This window comes from Bifidobacterium reuteri DSM 23975 (assembly GCF_000741695.1).
GTDB lineage: Bacteria > Actinomycetota > Actinomycetes > Actinomycetales > Bifidobacteriaceae > Bifidobacterium > Bifidobacterium reuteri.
Genome location: NZ_JGZK01000003.1, coordinates 18450 through 37965, shown reverse-complemented (window position 1 = coordinate 37965; position 19516 = coordinate 18450). Strand labels below are relative to the sequence as shown.

Here is a 19516-nt window from a genome sequence, read left to right as displayed (position 1 = left end):
GACAGCCGCCTTTTCGCTTCGTGGGTCTCCCTCTGCATGAGGGGCCCACGCTCCACAGCATAAGAAGGGGAATCATGGCGTCCAAGCGCATTCCGTTGGTGGCAGGCAATTGGAAGATGAACTTCAACCATCTGGAAGCCACATATTTCGTGCAGAAACTGGTCTGGCTGCTGCGCGACGCGCATTTCGACTTCAAACGGTGCGAGGTCGCCCTGTTCCCCTCCTTCACCTCATTGCGCAGCGTGCAGGTGTTTGTCGAAGCGGACAAGCTGCGCATCAACTATGGCGCGCAATCCGTATCCGTGACCAATCAGGGTGCGTTCACCGGTGATGTGTCGGCGGATATGCTGGCCAGTCTCGGTTGCACCTACGTCATCGTCGGTCATTCGGAACGGCGCAAATATCATCCTGAGGATGATGCGAACATCGTCGATCAGGTTCGCGCCGTGCTCGCGGCGGGGATGCAGCCGATCCTCTGCGTGGGCGAGAGCTTTGAAGAACGCCGCCAGGGCATCGAGCTCGATTTCGCAGTAGGGCAGGTGCATGATGTCACCCGCGACCTGAACACCGACGAAGCCGCCAAGCTCATCGTCGCCTATGAGCCGGTGTGGGCCATCGGCACGGGAATGGTGGCCACACCGCAGACAGCGCAGGAGGCCGCCAACGCCATTCGCGACGATCTCAGATCCACGTTCGATGGGCATGTCGCCGATACCGTGCGCATCCTCTATGGCGGTTCCGTCACCTCGAAGAACGCCGCAGAGCTTATCTCCCAGCCGGATGTGGACGGATTCCTGATCGGTGGCGCTTCGCTCAACGCCGAGGAATTGACAAAAATCGCACGCCTTACGTTGAAAAGCACAAATTTCCGGTCATGATGCCGCGTTTTTCTTCCATATGCGCTATGCTGTTCTTCAGTTCGTTCAAACCGGAGGTACCTAGTGACCGCTCTTAAGATCACGCTAGAAGTCATTGTCGTCTTGCTCAGCTGCCTGCTGACGCTGCTCATCCTTATGCACAAGGGCAAGGGCGGCGGCCTGTCCGACATGTTCGGCGGTGGTCTGACGCAGAACGCGGGCACGTCCGGTGTCGCTGAAAAGAACCTGAATCGTTGGACCGTTGTCATCGCCCTGATCTGGGTTGCTCTGATTATCGGCCTTGACATGATGACGAAGTTCAACATCGGCTGAACATCGTGTAGACATAATGCGACCCATGATCGAATACGATCATGGGTCGCATTCGTTTTCGATATCTTGAGCCATACGGCACCGCCATTTCATAAGCCACGTTGCATAAACACAAGTACGAACAGGACAAATATGGTTACGATGAACCGCAACAAAGTCGTTATCGTCGGCACCGGTCAAGTGGGATCCACTGCCGCATACGCGATAGTCACGCATGGTCTGTGCAATGAGCTGGTGCTTATCGATCATTTCCCGGCAAAGGCGGTGGCGGAGGCGCATGACCTCGACGACGGCAGCGAGTTCCAGGACCGTCATGTCAAGGTGCATGCCGGAGACTACGGCGATTGCAAGGATGCCGACATAGTCGTGATCACCGTGGGGCGCAAGCCGCCGACCAACTCGAATCGAATGGCGGAACTCGGCTTCACGGTCGGTCTCGTGGGAGACGTGGTCGATCATGTGATGGCGTCCGGGTTCAACGGCGTCATCGTCATGGTCTCCAATCCGGTCGATGTCATGGCATGGTATGCATGGAAACGTTCCGGTTTGCCGCGTTCGCAAGTGATCGGTACCGGCACCGCCCTCGACACATCCCGTCTCAAGACCATCATCGGCGAGGAGACCGGATTGGATCCGCGTAACGTGGGCGGTTTCGTAATGGGCGAGCATGGCGACTCCCAGTTCACCGCATGGTCCACAGTATCCCTCGGCGGCAAGCCATTCGCCCGATTCCTCGCCGACAATCACGATCGATTCTCCTCGGTGTCCACAGCGGAAATCGAACACAAGACCCGAACCCGGGGTGATGAGATCGTCGCGGCAAAGCATGGCACCAATTACGGCATCGCCTCCACGGTATCCGGCATCGTACAGACCATTCTGTGGGATGAACGACGCATCGTGCCTGTATCCACATTGCTGGACGGCGAATACGGTGAACATGACGTGTTTCTCGGCGTGCCCACCGAACTGCGGGCGAATGGCGCCAACGAGATCGTCGAACTCGACCTGACCGGCGAGGAGCATGCCAAGCTCCATCATTCCGCCGAACTGGTACGCGACCACTGCAAAGGACTGCTGTGACTGAACCCCTGACCACCAACCCCAAACTGCTCGTCGCCGATTTGGATGGCACGCTGCTGCATGACGCAGCAGTATTTGAAGACAGGTCCATCACTCAGCGCAGCATCGAAGCCATCAACCGCGCCCATGACGCCGGATACCTGTTCGCCATCGCCACCGCCCGTCCGGTCAGTACAGGGTTGAGGTTTGCGCAGATGCTGCCTGCCGATGCGGTGGTGTATCTGAATGGCGCGCTGATCGATTTCGCACCGGGGCAATCCGATTTCGCATCATTGACCTCACCGGCAGCGGATGACGATCCCGATCTGGTCAAAATCGGCTTCCCGTCCGAACGGGCCTGCGAAGTATGCCGCATGATGCTCGAGCACATGCCTGGATTGCAATGCGGCATCGTGATGAACGATGTGCGATACACCAACTTCGATGTCCGTCAGTACTGGAAAACCCAGGAATTCCGCTATACGAACTTCCAAGTCGAACCGAACGGCAATGTGCCTGCCGGAATAGCCGACAAAATAACCGTGTTCCCGGACAAGAGCCAGTGGGATACACTGCGTACATTGATCCCCGACGATTTCACCGTCTCCATCAGCGAGGGCGTGATGTGGATGCTGATGAACCCTCAAGCCAGCAAGGAGCACGCACTCACCATCCTGTGCGATCGTCTGGGGGTGAAGCCGGAGGACACGGTGGCTTTCGGCGATGACCTTATCGACATCAACATGATGCGCACCGCAGGCAGGGGAGTGGCAGTGGCGAACGCCAATCCCAAGGTGCTGGATATCGCGGACGAGGTCTGCCCGTCGAATAACGACGATGGCGTGGCCCAATGGATTGAGACGCGTCTACAGTAAGAAGCATGGATAACAGTCTGCTGCAGCGCCGCGCCTATGGTGCGCTGGCTGGTCTCGCCATCGGGGATGCAATGGGCATGCCCACGCAAAGCATGTCTCCCGACCGAATCCGCGCCGAGTATGGCGTCAAGGCCATACGTACGTTCGTGGATGCGTCACCGAACCAGCCGATAGCACCGAGCATGCCGGCGGGAAGCATCACCGACGACACAGAACAGGCGTTGCTGTTGGCAAACCAGCTCATCGCCGGACACGGCGAGCTCGACATCCATCGGTATGCGCAGTCCCTGCTCGATTGGGAGTCGGCGATGAGGGCAAAAGGCTCCTTGGACCTGTTGGGACCGTCCACCAAGAACGCATTGGCACTGTTCAAGGCAGGTGTGGATGTTGCGACGACCGGCATCGCGGGGACCACGAATGGCGGCGCCATGCGATCATGCCCTATCGGCATCGCCGATCGTCCAAACCCGCATCTGGCCGAAATCGCACGTCGCTCGTCAGTCGTAACGCATAACACCGAGCAGGGCATCGAATCCACGATGCTCATCGCCGCGACAGTCAGCTATGCGTTGGACGGTGCCGAGGCGCGTGAGCGATGCTGTTGGATGCAATTATGTGACTGCTTATCTGCCATGAACCGCTTCGAGGGAAGGATCATTGGCCATTGGACGCCGAAGGCCTCGGTGATCGCCCGCACCCGCTGGGCCATCAATTGGGCGCAGGAGCATGCCGGAGAACACGCCGGCGACATATATGACCATGACATGTTCGCCGATCAGCTGCGGGCGGTCATCGGCACCAGCGTCGAGGCGAACGAATCCGTACCTGCGGCGTTCGCCATCGCCACACGCTATGCCGAGCGTCCGTTCGATGCCATCTGCGTGGCCGCGAATCTCGGCGGCGACACCGACACCATCGCGGCCATGGTCGGTGCCATGCTGGGCGCCGCACATGGCGTGCAGGCATTCCCCGAATCATTGGTCCATACCGTGCAGGAGGTCAATGGACTTGATCTCGCCGGAACGGCCGACGCCTTGCTGCGTGTGAATGAAAGGCTGCAAGCATGAATTCCGAAGCCAACGGCGAGGCCTTGGGCGCCACCACGACGGGATTGGCCAGTGAAGGTCGGGTCATCAGTCTGGGACAGATGCTGGTCGATTTGACGATGCGCATCGACAAGGTGCCTGAACCGGGTGGTGACGCTTTTGCCGACAAGGCCGTGGCACAGGTGGGGTCAAGCTTCAACATTCTCCATGCCGTACGGCAGATGGGCGTGCGTGCGGCACATGGCGGCATCATCGGTACGGGACCATGGGCCAATCAGATACGCCAGGCATTGTCCAATGACGGCATCGAGCATATCGGTCTGACAGATCACACCCGGGATTCCGGCATCTGCATCGCCATGACCGACGCACGGGCCGAACGCACTTTCGTCACTGTGCGAGGCGCCGAGACACAGGGCGATGTACATTGCTTCGATGGGATTGAACCCGCTGACGACGATATCGTGCATATCAATGGATATACGTTCGCCCACCCTACTTCCCGCGGATTGCTGGCCTTCCTGCAGCGATACTGTGAGCATCGGTTCACCACGGTATTCGATCCATCCTCAGTGGCGGCCGGTTCGGAGGATCGACTCTTGGATGCCATTGTGGCCCATAGACCGATCTGGTCATGCAACTATGAGGAGTCATTGGCATTGGCTCGGCGCATGGGATTGTCCGGCGATGCCCTGCACGAGGCAAAGGATACGTGCGCGGCACTCAGCAAGCGACTCCTGGCCCCGGTGATCCTGCGGTCAGGCGCATCCGGCGCCTGGCTATGCGCCGCACCAGGCGAGCCGGCGGAACTGGTGCCTTCTCATCACGTACATGCCGTCGATACGAATGGCGCCGGCGACTGTCACGTAGGCGTGATGAGCGCTGAACTGATCCGAGGCGCTTCACTCGTGGATGCCGTCCGTGTCGCCAATGTGGCCGCAGCGGTTTCGGTGACACGCCGGGGGCCTGCCACATGCCCGTCACGTGGCGAAATCAGTTCCCTGTTGCCATCGAAGTGAGTAGCAAGACATACCGCGATTCCCGTATGTTCAATGGAACACACTAGGAATTGAACTTATTTTGAACCGGGCGTATGCTTTGAACCGTTGTTCAATATAAATTGAACTCAGGTTTGGAGGCATGATGAGCGTATCGGTGTTTGCAGAGCGTCTTCGCAATGCGATGACCAGTAGGGGATTGAAACAGATCGACCTGGTTCATGCCGCGGAGCGCCAAGCCGTGAAAATGGGCAAAAGCCACATCAGCCAGTATGTGGCGGGAAAGACCATGCCCCGTGAGGACGTACTGGAGTTTCTGGCCAATGAACTGGACGTGGACGTCAACTGGCTGCGCGGCGCATCCAGCACGCCCGACATCGTTGGATCGGCGCAACCGGTGACGGCCGCTTCAGATGCAGACAGCCATAGCGACTCGGCCACGCCCATGCCATCCAATCCTGCAACTCCGTCGGAATCCGAGATTCCGGCCGGCCGTCGACGCACATTCGGCAAATCCCACAAGCTTGACAACGTGCTCTACGATGTGCGCGGACCTGTGGTGGACGAGGCGGCACGCATGGAGGCGGACGGCACCCACATCCTCAAATTGAACATCGGCAACCCCGCGCCGTTCGGCTTCCGCACACCGGACGAGGTCGTCTACGACATGGCGCATCAGCTGACCGACACCGAAGGCTACTCTCCGTCCAAGGGCCTGTTCTCTGCGCGCAAGGCCATCATGCAGTACGCGCAGCTCAAGAACCTGCCGAACGTGACCATCGACGACATCTACACCGGCAACGGCGTCAGCGAGCTCATCAACCTGTGCATGTCCGCGCTGTTGGATGACGGTGACGAGGTGCTCATCCCGAGCCCGGATTATCCGCTGTGGACCGCCTGCGTGAACCTTGCCGGCGGCACCGCCGTGCATTACGTATGCGACGAGCAGTCCGAATGGTATCCGGACATCGACGACATCCGCGTCAAGATCACCGACCGTACGGTTGCCATCGTGCTCATCAATCCGAACAACCCCACCGGCGCACTGTATCCGAAGGAAGTGCTCCAGCAGATCGTGGATATCGCGCGCGAGCATCAGCTGATGATCTTCTCCGATGAGATCTACGACCGCTTGGTCATGGACGGACTGAAGCACATCTCCATCGCCTCGCTTGCGCCGGACCTGTTCTGCGTCACGTTCTCGGGCCTGTCCAAGTCCCATATGATCGCCGGCTACCGCGTCGGATGGATGGTGCTGTCCGGCAACAAGCGCATCGCCAAGGACTATATCGAAGGCCTCAATATGCTGGCCAACATGCGCATCTGCTCCAATGTTCCCGCACAATCCATCGTGCAGACGGCACTTGGCGGACACCAGAGCGTCAATGACTACATCGTGCCCGGGGGACGACTGTATGAGCAACGCGAATTCATCTACAACGCCATTAACGCGATCCCCGGTCTGACCGCCGTCAAACCGAAGGCCGCGTTCTACATCTTCCCGAAGATCGACGTCAAGAAGTTCAATATCCGCGACGACGAACAGTTCGCCCTCGACCTGCTTCACGACGAGCGTATCCTGATCACCCGCGGCGGTGGATTCAACTGGGGCGAACCCGATCATTTCCGCATCGTCTATCTGCCTCGTATCGAGGTGCTCAAGGACGCCACCAACAAGATCGCCGACTTCTTCAGCTACTACTGGCAGGCATGAAACCGTTCATGCGCAACCGGTCAGCGATCCGCCCACACCTCTTCGGCTATGGAACGGGCCAGAGCGATCTTGGCCCACTGCTGGTCTTCGGTCAGATGGTTGCCTTCCTCGGTGGAGGCGAACCCGCACTGCGTGGACAGGCACAGGCGCTCCAGCGGCACATACTGCGCCGCCTCGGCGATGCGGGCCTTGATGGTCTCGGGGTCCTCGAGCTCCGGCTTCTTCGACGTGATGAGGCCAAGCACCACCTGCTTGCCGTCTGAGACCTTGGCAAGGGGTTCGAAGTCACCGGAACGGTCGTCGTCGAACTCCAGATAGTAGGCGGCCACGTTCTCCTCGCCGAACAGCACATCCGCCACTTGGCCGTATCCGCCGGCGGAGAACCACTGCGACTGATAGTTGCCGCGGCAGATATGCGTGGTGACCACCATGTCGTCCGGCACTGCGGCGATCACCGCGTTGTTCACCGCCGCATACTGGCGCTGCACGGTCTTGGCGTCGACGCCGAACACGGTGTCCTTGAAGTCCTCGGACACGAACGCGCCCCATGTGCAGTCATCGAACTGCAGCGTGCGGCAGCCCGCTTCGTACAGGTCATGAGCCACCTGGATGTAGGCGTTGGCAATCGCCTCGGCCAGAGCGTCATTGTCCTTGTACGGGTTGTTCGCGTCCTCGGCGATGCCCTGCTGCAGCACGAACAGCGTCTGCGCGGGGGAGGGGACGGTCTGCTTGGCGCGGGTGTTGTCATCCTCGAGCGCCTTGACGAACCGGTAATGCTCCACGAATGGGTGGTGTTCGCCGCTGATCTCGCCGTCCACTCCGGCCGCCTCGACCACGGCCGTGCCATCGGAGCCCTTGAACTGGATGGGAGCCGTGCCGCGCTTGACACCCTGCAGATTCCACATGAAATCAAGATGCCAATAGGCACGACGGAACTCGCCATCCGTGATCGCATGCAGTCCCGCCGCCTTCTGCTTGGCCACCAGATCCACGATGGCCTTGTCCTCCACGGACTTCAACGCATCGGCGTCGATGCGGCCCGCCTCGAAGTCGGCGCGGGCGGCCTTGAGCTCGGCGGGACGTAGATAGCTGCCCACCACATCCGCACGGAACGGCGCGTTCTTCGCATAGGTCATAGTCGTTCGTCTCCTTTGAACTGTTGGTATGAACCAGACCCATCAGAATCCGGCTCGTTCGTTCCAGTCAGCCGCTCCGACGATCGCCCTCGTGACAGCGTCATATGAAACGGCATATGTGACGTACCTTACCCGAATACTCCGCGGTGTGCCTTCGTTCATCTCACCAACAATCCCGACCATTCCACCAACCTGACTGCCGAACGTTAGGCCCGACCGTGAACCCGTCCGTCGGCGGCACCACGGACGAACGAATCAATCACGCCGATCGCAATACCTAGAGCAGCCGGGACCAGCCAGCCGAGCTGATAGGACTGCAGCGGCAACAGTCCCAATACTGCAGCGAGCCACGGCAGCGAGCCGCCGAACACCTGCACCAACGATTCGATACAGCCCAGTACCGCCACAATGCCGACCAGCAGAACGGTCCAGAAGTACACGCGCGGGAAGCGTTCACCGAACACATGATGGGTCAGGGCCAGTAGCACCAGCACGATGGCCATCGGATACAGGGCGGAGAGCACTGGCACGGACACCTTGATGATCGCGCTCAGTCCGGCGTTCGACACCACGAAGCTGAACACGGTGAACAGCACCTGCCAGGTGCGGTAGCTCACCTTCCGGCCGGCGACGGTGGGGAACTTCGCATGGAAATAGGTGGCGCATGTGCAAATCAGCCAGTGCACACATTCAGGCATGCGATGACGAACACCAGACCGAGGAACACCGTGCGCCGCGCCGAACACCGAGGACGTGAGGTTGGTGAGCACCGTGGCGCCCGTGTCCGTCGCGGGATCGATTGAGGCAATTGCACCGGAGACCACGCCCACATAGGCGAGTGCGCCATAGATCAGCACCAGCAGCACGCCGGTGCCGAGGCCCGCGAACGCCGTCTCGCGTTGCACCTGCACCTCGTCGTCCACCTGCTGCGCGCGGATGTTCGCCGAGATCACGATGCCGAAGTACAGGGCGGCCAGCAGATCCATGGTCTGATAGCCGTCGAGGAAGCCGCGAGCCAGCTGATTGGACGCATAGTCGCCCATCGGCTTGGCCGGTGTGCCGATGCCATGCACCAGGCAGGACACGAACAGGGCGGCGATAAGGACGAGCAGCAGCGGGCCCATGAAACGGCCCAGTACTTTGGAGAGCTTTTCGGGATGCTGGGCGAAGGCGAACGCCAGTGCGAAGAACACGAACGAGTAGATGAGTCGTGCAATCCAAACGGAACCGTTCGGCGTGAACGGGGCGACCATCATCTCGAATGAGGTGGTGGCTGTGCGGGGGATGGCGAAGCACGGGCCGATGGTCAGGATGATGGCGACTCCCAGGAACAGTGCGAACCTGGGGGAGACGCGGATGGCCAGTTTGTCGAAGCCTCCAGCGAACGTCACCGCCATCACGCCAAGAATCGGCAGGCCCACTGCCGAGACTATGAACCCGATGGCCGCGGGCACCGCGGCGGAACCGGCCTGAGCGCCCACGAACGGCGGGAAAATCAGGTTTCCAGCCCCGAAGAACATCGAAAAGAATGTGAAGGTCATCGCCAACCGCTGGCGTACATCCAGACGGCGTGTATTCAACTGGCGTGCGTTCGATTGCATGGCGGACATCCTCTTCTCGCGTGTTTGTGATTCGTGCGCACTCCACCATACGCATTGAGGCTCCCGACCGTGGGTCGGGAGCCTCAATGGTTCAGCTATTCAGCCGATATATGGACACGCGATGCGCAACTGAAGGAATCTCAGGCGTTCACACGGTCGATGCCGGACTGCACGTCGGCGAGCACGGAATCCCAGGACTTGATGAAGGCGGCGACACCGTCGGCCTCCAGCTTGTCGGTGACATCCTTGAGGTTGATGCCCAGCTCAGCCAGCTTGTTGATGATGGCGTGGGACTCCTCGTAGGTGCCCTCGATGGACGGAGCGCCGTTGCCGTGGTCGGCCAGGGCGTTCAGGGTCTTCTCCGGCATGGTGTTGACGATGTGCTTGGCAACCAGCTCGTCCACGTACTTGCAGTCGGAGTAAGCCGGGTTCTTGGTGCCGGTGGAGGCCCACAGCGGACGCTGGACCTTGGCGCCCTTGGCAGCCAGGTCGGCCCAACGCGGATCCTCGGCGAACTTCTTCTCGAACAGCTCGTAGGCCAGACGGGCGTTGGCCACGGCGGCCTTGCCCTCGAGGGCCTTGGCCTCGTCGGAGCCGTTGGCTTCCAGCAGCTTGTCCACGGCGGTGTCCACGCGGGAGACGAAGAAGGAAGCGACGGAGCCGATGTGCTTGAGGTCGTGGCCGTTGGCAGCGGCCTGGGCGATGCCCTCGATGTAGGCGTCGATGACCTGCTCGTAGCGCTCCAGCGAGAAGATTAGGGTGACGTTCACGGAGATGCCCTTGGCCAGGGTGGCGGTGATGGCCGGCAGGCCTTCGAGGGTCGCCGGGATCTTGATCATGGCGTTCGGGCGGTTGACCTTCTCCCAGAGCTCAACAGCCTGCTTCTCGGTGGCTTCGGTCTCGTGGGCCAGACGCGGGTCGACCTCGATGGAGACACGGCCGTCGACGAAGTCGGTGGCCTCGGCGATCTCGCGGAAGATGTCGGTGGCGTTGCGCACATCGGTGGTGGTGAGCTCACGCACGGCGGTCTCGACGTCGACCTTGCCGAGCTCCTTGAGCTGCTCGTCGTACGGGCCGACCTGGCTCAGGGCCTTCTGGAAGATGGACGGGTTAGTGGTCACACCGACAACGTTCTTGTTGGCGATGAGGTCCTGCAGGGAGCCGGACTCGATGCGGGAGCGGGACAGGTCGTCCAGCCAGATGGAAACGCCGTTGTCGGACGTGCGCTGAGTTGCTTCAGTCATATTGTTTTTCTCCTTGTTTGAGGCTTCCCTCGTAACGAGGGAAGCCAACAGTTTGTTGAATTATCTGGTGATGATCAGATGATCACTTGGCGGCGGCGACTTCGGCCAGAGATGCCTCGGCGGCTTCGACCACGTGCTCGGCGGTGATGCCGAGGTCGATCATGTTCTGTGCGCCGTTGCCCTGCAGGCCGAACTGCTCGATGGAGACGGGCTTGCCGTAGGAGCCGAGGTACTTGTACCACGGCATCGCAACGCCGGCCTCGACGGAGACACGGGCCTTGACGGCGGCCGGAAGCACGGCCTCCTTGTACTCGGCGTCCTGCTCCTCGAACCATTCCATGGAAGGAACGGAGACCACGCGGGCCTTGATGTTCTTCTCAGCCAGGGTCTTGGCGGCGGAGACGGCCCACTGGACCTCGGAGCCGGAAGCCATGAGGATGACGTCCGGGGTGCCTTCGGTGTCGACGAGCACGTAAGCGCCCTTCTTGACGCCTTCCTTGGCCTTGGCGGCGGTCTCGGCGAGGGTCGGCACACCCTGACGGGTCAGCACCATGGCGCCCGGCAGCGTGTTCTTCTTCTCGAAGAAGTAACGGTAGGCCTCAGCGGTCTCGAAGGCATCGGCAGGACGGATGACCTCGAGCTGCGGGATGGCGCGGAAGGAGGCGAGGTGCTCGACCGGCTGGTGGGTCGGGCCGTCTTCGCCCACGGCCACGGAGTCGTGGGTCCACACGTACAGGTTCGGGATCTCCATGAGTGCGGCCAGACGGACGGCGGAGCGCTCGTAGTCGGAGAACATGAAGAAGGTGCCGCCGAACGGACGGGTGTGGGAGCCCAGCAGGATGCCGTTGGTGATGCAGCCCATGGTGAACTCGCGCACGCCGAAGTGCAGCTGGCGACCGAACTCGTTGCAGTTCGGCCACTGAACGGTGGCGCACTCGGCCGGAGCGAAGGTGGCGGCGCCCTTGAGATCGGTCTTGTTGGAGCCACCGAGGTCGGCGGAGCCGCCCCAGAGCTCAGGCATGACAGCGGCGATGGCGTTGAGCACGGAACCAGAGGCGCCACGGGTGGCGACACCCTTGCCGACCTCGAAGGTGGCCTCGAGATCGTCGATGGCCTTGTCGAAGTCCTCAGGCAGCTTGCCGGCCTTGATGCGGTCGTACAGGGCGGCCTTGTCCGGGTAGGCCTTGCGCCAAGCGTCGAACTTCTCGTCCCATTCCTTGTGGGCCTCGAGGCCGCGCTCGGCGACCTTGCGGGCGTGGGCGAGAGCTTCCTCGTCGACGTGGAAGGATTCCTCCGGGTCGTAGCCGAGGATCTTCTTGAGGCCGGCGACGGCCTCGGCGCCCAGCTTGGAGCCGTGGGAGGACGGATCGTTGGTCTTGCCCGGGGTCGGCCATGCGATCAGGGAGTGGACCTTGATGAGCTTCGGCTGGTCCGGAGCGGCGGCCTCGGCCTTGGCGATCACGTCGGCCAGGCCTTCGATGTCCTCCTTGTAGGAGCCATCGGGCTGGATGAAGCTGAATTCGTCGGTGTACCAGCCGTAGGCCTGGAAGCGCTTGAGCACGTCCTCGGCCAGCACCAGATTGGTGTCGCCTTCGATCTGAATGCGGTTGGCGTCGAAGATCACGGTCAGGTTGCCGAGCTTCTGGTTGGCGGCCAGAGCGGCGGCCTCGCCGGAGATGCCTTCCTCGATGTCACCCTCGCCGCAGATGGCCCAGATCTTGTGGTAGAACGGGGAGTCTTCCTTCGGGGTCTCCGGGTCGAGCAGGCCGCGCTGGAAACGCTCGCCGTAGGCGAAGCCGATGGCGGAGGCGAAGCCCTGGCCCAGCGGGCCGGTGGTCATTTCGATGCCCGGGGTCAGGCCGTACTCGGGGTGGCCCGGGGTGCGGGTGTCAGCACCGCCGCGGAAGTGCTTGAGGTCGTCCAGGGTCACACCGTAGCCGGAGAAGTACAGCTGGACGTACTGGGTGAGGGAGGCGTGGCCGCCGGAAAGAATGAAGCGATCGCGGCCTTCCCAGTTGGGATCGTTGGGATCATGCTTGATGAAGTGCTGGTACAGGGTGTAGGCAACAGGCGCCAGGGAGATGGGGGAACCGGGGTGGCCGGAACCAGCCTTCTCAACCGCGTCAGCCGAAAGGACCTTTGCCATCTTGATGGCACGCTCGTCGAGCTCGGTCTCCTTGAATTCGGTCATGGATTTACTTTCCTTCCAATTGGTCGGGCCGCGTATCCGGCTTGTGCCGGGCGCATGACGCCCTCACATTGCGTTTTCCATGCTAGCGTCGCAAGACGACGTTTGTGGTGCATATTTGGCGTGTTTTGGTAGTTTGTGTGCTGTTAGCGTTCACAATTCACATCGCTTCGCTCCCGACGAACGCGTTAGCACTCGAAACTCATGAGTGCTAATACAATAGGTACAGGCGCGTTTGCCGTTGCCATTGCGGCGTATAGCTTGCAAGACACGCCGATAGGTGCCGGAAGTCCCTCCGCGTGTCGTTGCTTTGGTCGATGGACAACGTAGGGACGTACCACTACATGAACAATCGGTGAATTGTCGTATATATAAGGAGGCGCGCATGGCGCAATCTAGACGCATGCTGGTACTGCGCGCCGTGGTCGAGGATTACATTCGCTCCCAGGAACCGGTGGGGTCCACCTCATTGACCAGGGACCATGATCTCGGCGTCAGCTCCGCCACCATAAGGAACGACATGGCGGGGCTTGAAGATGAGGGGTATCTCATCCAGCCCCATACCTCCGCGGGCCGCGTGCCCACGGAAAAGGGGTACCGGTATTTCGTGGATCGACTGGCCACGGTAGTGCCTCTCAGCGAGGCGCAGCGAAGAGGTATCAACAGTTTCCTCTCCGGCTCCGTCAGCCTGAAGGACGCGCTGCAACGAGCCGCCCGGCTGCTGTCGGAGATCACAGGTCAGGTCGCCGTAGTGGCATCCCCTTCGCTCGCCAAGGCGACGCTTCGGCATGTGGAAATGGTCCCTGTCGCAATGACAACGCTGCTTGCCGTGGTCATTACCGATACGGGTCAGGTAGCGCAGCATGGCCTTGCCGTGTCCGCCATGCCGGCTGTCGACGACATCAATCGGATTTCTTCGACAGTCAACGAGCAATGCAGTGGGCTGTCGCTGTCGTCGGCGGCGGAAAAGGTACGCTCCATTGCTGAGGAAGCCGGATTCTCCACGGTACACGAAGTGGCGTGCGCACTGGCGGACGCCTTCGCCTCGATGGCATTGGACGAACGTGCGAACGAACTGTACATGTCCGGCGCATCCCATCTGGCGCACTCGCGTTCACTGTCCGACCTCGCACCGCTATTTGACGCGCTTGAAGAGCAGGTGGTGCTGATGAAGCTGATGAGCAACCTCAGTGAAGAAACCAACGCCACCGGCGTCGGCGTGGCCATCGGCTCCGAAAGCCATACTCCTGGATTGCTGCATGCCTCGGTGGTCAGCAGCGGATACGGCCACAGCAACGCTGTGGCCGACCACGCACAGGATGGGGAATCATCGTCCAGTTCCACGGACGCCGGTGAGCCAGTGGCCTTCGTCGGATCGATCGGCCCGACGCACATGGATTATCTGGCCACCATGTCGGCCGTCAAGGCAGTCGCCCGATACCTCACGGCGTTCATTTCCGAGAACGGCATACAAGACCGGCCTGCAGCCGATCAGCACCATTCGCACTGACCGAGGGCTGTGGCACAATAACCCGCAGATCAATCGAACACAAAAGGAACATATCAGTGGCAGATTATTACGAAACCCTAGGCGTCGACCGCAATGCCAGCGATGCTGATATCAAGAAGGCCTACCGCAAGCTAAGCCGCAAATACCATCCGGATATCGCGGGGCCCGAGTTCGAGGACAAGTTCAAGGAAGTGAACAACGCCTATGAGGTGTTGTCGAATCCCGATAAGCGACGAATGTATGATTCCGGCGTGGACCCCAACGACCCCAACGCCGGCGCAGGCGGATTCTCCGGCGGATTCGGCGACATGAACGATGTGTTCTCCACGTTCTTCGGTTCGGCGTTCGGCGGGGGAGCGCAGGGACCGGTGCCACGCACCCAGCCGGGGCGGGATGCGCTGGCATCCGCCTCCATCGATTTGAGGACCGCAGTGTTCGGCGGCACCGCCCATGTGAAGATCAATACGTTCTCCCTCTGCCAGGATTGCGGCGGCTCAGGAGCCCAGGGAGGCGCCCAGCCGGTCACATGCCCGGACTGCCACGGTCGAGGATTCATGCAGAAGGTCGTTCGCACCATGCTCGGTCAGATGATGACATCCGCGCCGTGCGAACGCTGCGAGGGACATGGCACCATCATCAAGAATCCATGCCCGAGCTGCATGGGTCATGGACGCGTGCGTTCCACGCGCAATGTCGGCGTTACCGTCCCCGCCGGCATCAGCGACAACGCCCGTCTGCGCCTCGCCAATCAAGGCGAGGTCGGAGAAGGCGGCGGCGCAGCAGGCGACTTGTACATCGATATCCGAATCCGAGCGGACAAACAATTCACGCGCGACGGCGACGACCTCCATTGCTGGATTCAGGTTCCTATGAGTTGGGCGATTCTCGGCCACGACCTCGATATCGATACGTTCGACGGCAAACAGACCGTGAGCATCCCCGCCGGATGCCAGCCGGAGGACACCGTGACGCTCAAGGGATTGGGCGTCACGAATATCCGCAACAACGAAGAGCGCGGCGATCTCATCGCACATGTGAACGTCATGGTTCCGACCAAACTCAGCGACGACGAGCGCAGTCTCATCGAACAGTTCGCAGCATCCCATGATGCTGGCGCCTCACATGTATCCCAGGCATCACGCCCGCAGAACAGCACCCAGAAGAAAGGCTTCTTCTCCAAGCTGAAGGACGCACTCAGCTGAGCAAGCGTTGGAATAAGCCGCTTTCCCTTACGGCAGTAGGGGAGAGCGGCTTTTCCGTTTTCGCTGGGTCTGTACGATCAGCCCAGCAGCGAACGGCACATGGAACGGTATTCGCTCACATAGCCGCCACCGAAGAACACGCAATGACCGGCGATGGGGTAGAGCTGCCACAGCGTCAGACGTTCCTGCCAGCCGGCCTTCAGCGGATGGGCGGACTGATACCCTTCCATGATCTGCGTAAGGTAACTCATGCCGAACAAGTGGAGCATGGCGAGATCCTCCTCACGATGGCCGCCATGTGCTGCAGGATCGATGAGCACGGCCTCGCTATGGCCGGAATCGGCCGTCCACATCACGTTGCCGCTCCACAGGTCACCGTGAACACGCGCCGGCTTGTCGTCAGCGGCACGGCCCATGAGATCCGGCAAGGCCTCAATGACTCTCTCCGTCAATTCCACATCGCGATGGTCAAGCTCACCGCGCTTGACGCCCAGCTCCACCATCGGGCGAAGACGGCCGTCGGCGAAATAGCTGATCGGATCATCCCACGTGCCAGTATCCATTTTCACCGGATCCTGCAGCGGTCCGAAATAGCAGGTGCCTTCGTAGCCATCAGGGGCGGAACCGAAATACCGAGCTCCGACATCATGCATATGAGCCAAAGCCACACCGAAATCATAGGCGGCCTTCGCCGTCGGGGAGGAGCTGCTCACCCGCTCGATGTCGAGGTAATCCTTGCCCCAACCGTATACCTGAACCACACGGGGGCCTCCCTGCGGACGAGCGGCGCCCAGCCATTCAAGGCCCCGCCCTTCACACTCGAAGAATCCTTGCGGGGCGAAAAGCCTGCTTTTACGATATGTTGCCATCGCGGTTCCCTTCCTCATGCTGATGTCGAGTCCCATTGTAGAAGCCATGTATGTCAACATTTCTTATTCTTAGCGGTGTTCTACACCCCATTAGGTAGTGTGTTCAACGTCATAACTAGATAAGGAAACAAGAGGGGTTATGAATTTCTTCCAAGCCATAGTTCTTGGCATCATTCAGGCGCTGACCGAGTATCTCCCGGTCTCCTCCAGCGCCCATATCCGCATCTTCGGTGATCTGATGCTTGGCTCCGACCCCGGTGCCGCGTTCACCGCAATCATCCAAATCGGCACCGAGCTTGCCGTCATCCTGTATTTCCGCCATGACATCATCAATATCCTGACCCATTGGTTCGCCTGCCTGTTCGGGCGAAACGGCAAGGATTTCAAATCCCGCATGGGCAAGGGCGACTACTACGCCACCATGGGCTGGAATGTGATCGTCGGCTCCATCCCGATCGTCATCCTCGGTTTCACACTGCAGAACATCATCGAGACCACGCTGCGCAACCTGTGGATCACGGTCACCGTACTGTTCCTCTTCGGCATCCTGCTGTGGATCGTGGATGCGCGCGCACGCCAGTCCAAGACGATGGCCGATATGACCTACCGGGACGCGTTCCTGTTCGGTCTCGGCCAGTCTTTGGCGCTGATTCCCGGCGTCTCCCGTTCCGGCGGTACCATCACCGTCGGTCGTGCACTCGGCTATGAGCGTGAGGCCGCGGTGCGCCTGAGCTTCCTTATGGCCATCCCCGCGGTATTCGGCTCCGGTCTGCTTGAGGCGGTGAAGGCGTTCAAGAACTACAAGTCCGATGCATTGTTCCCCGGCTGGGGGCCGACCATCGTAGCGGCCATCGTCTGCTTTGTCCTTGGATACATCGTCATCATCGGCTTCCTGAAGTTCGTATCGACCTTCTCATACAAGGCATTTGCGATCTACCGCATCGGCCTTGCCGTCGTGGTGGCGATTCTGCTGCTGCTCGGCGTATTGCCCGCCATCGACCCCTCGGTCGCGGCTGCGGCGTAACCGGTGCCGTTCCGCTGTGTCCCGTGAGGAATGCCGGGTAACACATCAGAACAGTCCTGAACACAGGGTGTTGCAACTGTCCATACAGATGCAACACCTTTGTTTTTTACAGAAAAAACAACTGTATGCACGACGCAACGCGCCTCAGGCTGGGGGTACCGCTCAGGCTACGGGTACCGCCTTGATACCGCCGACAGCCTCACAGCCCTTTATGATTGTCCGACGCCTCGAATGTCCGAGCCCTCACAGGCCTTCACCGTCCGGCTAATCGCCGATGTGCCTGAGGAAGTCCTCGGCTTCCTTGACCAATTGTTCTGCCTGAGGCGCTCCCGGCGAGGCCTCATCGTCGGCCTTGCATTTGAGATCGTATTCACGTTCCAAATGACTGACATAGTCACCCAGCTGATCGTTGCACCTGACCAGCACCGACGCCTGGGCCTTCCAATGATCTGCTTTGGCCTGCAAATCACCGGTATCGAACGAGAAACCGATACGCTCGCCCAATGCTCGCAGCAGACGCATGGTCCCTGCGGCGCATTCGTCACTGCCCAGATATTGGGGGATTGAGACCCACATCGAAGCATGCGCAAATCCCTGATCGGCAGCAGACGCATCCAGTACGGTGGGGATGCCCACCGGACCGTTGTATTCGCGATCACCCTCGCATTGGCAAGCCCCATCACTGACCGAGAGCGGCAATGGCCTGGTATGCGGACAATCGGAAAACATCGACCCCAACGTGATGATCTGATTGACATCGAGCTCCTCGGCAATGGCAAGACTCTCACTGCAATACTGCCGCCACCGGTAGTTAGGCTCCGGCGCGATCTGCGCATAGATATGACGGACGTCATCCAGAGCGATGTCATAGAACGTGGTCTGGGGCCATATGAGATTCGCATAACCCGCAGCGTGGCACATCATCGGACGCGACACCTGATAGTCGTAATAGCCATCGCAGTTGATATGGCGGACTTCGCGTGATTCGTATCGGCCGACAAGATGCCGAATGACATTCGTGGCAGCCTGGCACGCATCATTCCATCCTTCGAACGCGGCAATCAGCACAGGCCCCGTCATATGCGCTTCTTCACTCATACCTTCAGGGTAACGTGTTGAAGCCTTACAGCAAGCGCGCTTCAGCCATAAGCGAGCGCGCCAAGAAAGAGACGACACGCCGTGGCTGGACGAATGCGATGCATGTGAGTATAGTAATCACTCGTGCTTCGGCAGGGGAAACCACTGCGGAGAGCATCGCGGACATAGCTTAGTTGGTAAAGCGCAACCTTGCCAAGGTTGAGACCGCGGGTTCGAGTCCCGTTGTCCGCTCTAGGTCCGATGAGTTGACAGACCTTACGGTGGGTTAGCCAAGCGGTTAGGCAGCGGCCTGCAAAGCCGTATAGACGAGTTCGACTCTCGTACCCACCTCTCAGGCATTGGATTATTCCAATGTGTTGACCAAAGACCCGGGCGGTTGGCGCAGAGGTAGCGCACTTCCCTGACACGGAAGGGGTCACAAGTTCGAATCTTGTATCGCCCACTCAAGGCGAAGTGATTCGTCATATATAACTGAATACCGAAATGTTTCGGGCGATTGGCGCAGCGGCTAGCGCACTTCGTTCACACCGAAGGGGTCGTAGGTTCGATTCCTACATCGCCCACTGAATTCCGCTTCTCACGGCGGAATTCTATGCGGACATAGCTTAGTTGGTAAAGCGCAACCTTGCCAAGGTTGAGACCGCGGGTTCGAGTCCCGTTGTCCGCTCCATTGCATAAGACCTCGATATTGCATCGAGGTCTTTTTCATTCCATCGCCCCATCACCGGATGCATCCCTCAAACGCCGGAACCGTTGTGG

The 19516-nt window shown here is 60.1% G+C and carries 16 protein-coding genes and 5 tRNA genes; 15 read left to right on the top strand and 6 right to left on the bottom strand.

The genetic code is table 11. The annotated features are described in order from the left end of the window. Positions 1 to 74: 74 nt before the first annotated feature. The 7 genes from tpiA (at position 75) to BREU_RS02915 (ending at position 6885) form a co-directional block, all read left to right on the top strand. On the top strand, positions 75 to 878 hold the full coding sequence (gene tpiA / locus BREU_RS02945; RefSeq protein ID WP_044088233.1) for a triose-phosphate isomerase: 804 nt from the start codon (positions 75 to 77) through the stop codon (positions 876 to 878). 63 nt (positions 879 to 941) lie between these two features. Continuing rightward, the gene (gene secG / locus BREU_RS02940) at positions 942 to 1190 is read left to right on the top strand and encodes a preprotein translocase subunit SecG (protein ID WP_044088232.1); all 249 of its coding nucleotides are present in this window, start codon (positions 942 to 944) and stop codon (positions 1188 to 1190) included. Positions 1191 to 1322: 132 nt separating this feature from the next. Next, positions 1323 to 2273, top strand: a complete 951-nt coding sequence (locus tag BREU_RS02935) for an L-lactate dehydrogenase (protein WP_044088229.1) — start codon at positions 1323 to 1325, stop codon at positions 2271 to 2273. After that, entirely contained in the window at positions 2270 to 3127 is an 858-nt protein-coding gene (locus tag BREU_RS02930) for an HAD family hydrolase (protein WP_044088228.1), read from the top strand. The genes BREU_RS02935 and BREU_RS02930 overlap by 4 nt, the downstream gene beginning before the upstream one ends. 5 nt (positions 3128 to 3132) lie before the next feature. Next, on the top strand, positions 3133 to 4194 hold the full coding sequence (locus tag BREU_RS02925) for an ADP-ribosylglycohydrolase family protein (RefSeq protein WP_044095801.1): 1062 nt from the start codon (positions 3133 to 3135) through the stop codon (positions 4192 to 4194). Next, entirely contained in the window at positions 4191 to 5192 is a 1002-nt protein-coding gene (locus BREU_RS02920; RefSeq protein WP_044088225.1) for a PfkB family carbohydrate kinase, read from the top strand. Before BREU_RS02925 ends, BREU_RS02920 begins: the two co-directional genes overlap by 4 nt. A 124-nt stretch (positions 5193 to 5316) precedes the next feature. Next, the gene (locus BREU_RS02915) at positions 5317 to 6885 is read left to right on the top strand and encodes an aminotransferase class I/II-fold pyridoxal phosphate-dependent enzyme (protein ID WP_223847878.1); all 1569 of its coding nucleotides are present in this window, start codon (positions 5317 to 5319) and stop codon (positions 6883 to 6885) included. Positions 6886 to 6905: 20 nt separating this feature from the next. Here BREU_RS02915 and BREU_RS02910 read toward each other — a convergent pair whose 3' ends face one another. The 4 genes from BREU_RS02910 to tkt form a co-directional block, all read right to left on the bottom strand. Continuing rightward, positions 6906 to 8021, bottom strand: coding sequence for a 5-methyltetrahydropteroyltriglutamate--homocysteine S-methyltransferase (locus BREU_RS02910; protein ID WP_044088223.1), 1116 nt, complete (start codon positions 8019 to 8021; stop codon positions 6906 to 6908). A gap of 206 nt (positions 8022 to 8227) precedes the next feature. Beyond that, the gene (brnQ, locus tag BREU_RS02905) at positions 8228 to 9622 is read right to left on the bottom strand and encodes a branched-chain amino acid transport system II carrier protein (RefSeq protein WP_162178914.1); all 1395 of its coding nucleotides are present in this window, start codon (positions 9620 to 9622) and stop codon (positions 8228 to 8230) included. A gap of 140 nt (positions 9623 to 9762) precedes the next feature. Then, complete coding sequence (gene tal / locus BREU_RS02900) at positions 9763 to 10866, bottom strand: transaldolase (RefSeq protein WP_044088221.1); 1104 nt, start codon at positions 10864 to 10866, stop codon at positions 9763 to 9765. Between the two features lie 82 nt (positions 10867 to 10948). Next, entirely contained in the window at positions 10949 to 13057 is a 2109-nt protein-coding gene (tkt, locus tag BREU_RS02895) for a transketolase (RefSeq protein WP_044088220.1), read from the bottom strand. Positions 13058 to 13439: 382 nt separating this feature from the next. Between tkt and hrcA the strand changes: the two genes are divergently transcribed. Both hrcA and dnaJ read left to right on the top strand, forming a co-directional pair. Continuing rightward, entirely contained in the window at positions 13440 to 14564 is a 1125-nt protein-coding gene (gene hrcA / locus BREU_RS02890) for a heat-inducible transcriptional repressor HrcA (RefSeq protein ID WP_044095799.1), read from the top strand. A gap of 56 nt (positions 14565 to 14620) precedes the next feature. Next, a complete protein-coding gene (dnaJ, locus tag BREU_RS02885) occupies positions 14621 to 15766 on the top strand; it encodes a molecular chaperone DnaJ (protein ID WP_044088217.1) in 1146 nt (381 codons plus the stop codon). A gap of 77 nt (positions 15767 to 15843) precedes the next feature. Here dnaJ and BREU_RS02880 read toward each other — a convergent pair whose 3' ends face one another. Next, a complete protein-coding gene (locus BREU_RS02880) occupies positions 15844 to 16635 on the bottom strand; it encodes a fructosamine kinase family protein (protein WP_044088216.1) in 792 nt (263 codons plus the stop codon). A gap of 139 nt (positions 16636 to 16774) precedes the next feature. Between BREU_RS02880 and uppP the strand changes: the two genes are divergently transcribed. Then, a complete protein-coding gene (gene uppP, locus BREU_RS02875) occupies positions 16775 to 17659 on the top strand; it encodes an undecaprenyl-diphosphatase UppP (protein WP_044088215.1) in 885 nt (294 codons plus the stop codon). A 264-nt stretch (positions 17660 to 17923) separates the two neighbouring features. Here uppP and BREU_RS02870 read toward each other — a convergent pair whose 3' ends face one another. Next, positions 17924 to 18757 carry a PAC2 family protein gene (locus BREU_RS02870; RefSeq protein WP_044088214.1) on the bottom strand — a complete coding sequence of 278 codons (834 nt, stop codon included), beginning with the start codon at positions 18755 to 18757 and terminating at the stop codon, positions 17924 to 17926. 158 nt (positions 18758 to 18915) lie between these two features. Between BREU_RS02870 and BREU_RS02865 the strand changes: the two genes are divergently transcribed. The 5 genes from BREU_RS02865 to BREU_RS02845 all read left to right on the top strand — a co-directional run bounded on the left by BREU_RS02865 (position 18916) and on the right by BREU_RS02845 (position 19427). Continuing rightward, positions 18916 to 18988, top strand: a tRNA-Gly gene (locus BREU_RS02865). A 28-nt stretch (positions 18989 to 19016) separates the two neighbouring features. Next, positions 19017 to 19087 (top strand) — tRNA-Cys (locus BREU_RS02860). Positions 19088 to 19127: 40 nt separating this feature from the next. Beyond that, positions 19128 to 19199, top strand: a tRNA-Val gene (locus tag BREU_RS02855). Positions 19200 to 19247: 48 nt separating this feature from the next. Beyond that, positions 19248 to 19320 (top strand) — tRNA-Val (locus BREU_RS02850). A 31-nt stretch (positions 19321 to 19351) separates the two neighbouring features. Further along, positions 19352 to 19427, top strand: a tRNA-Gly gene (locus BREU_RS02845). The last annotated feature ends 89 nt before the right edge of the window (positions 19428 to 19516 follow it).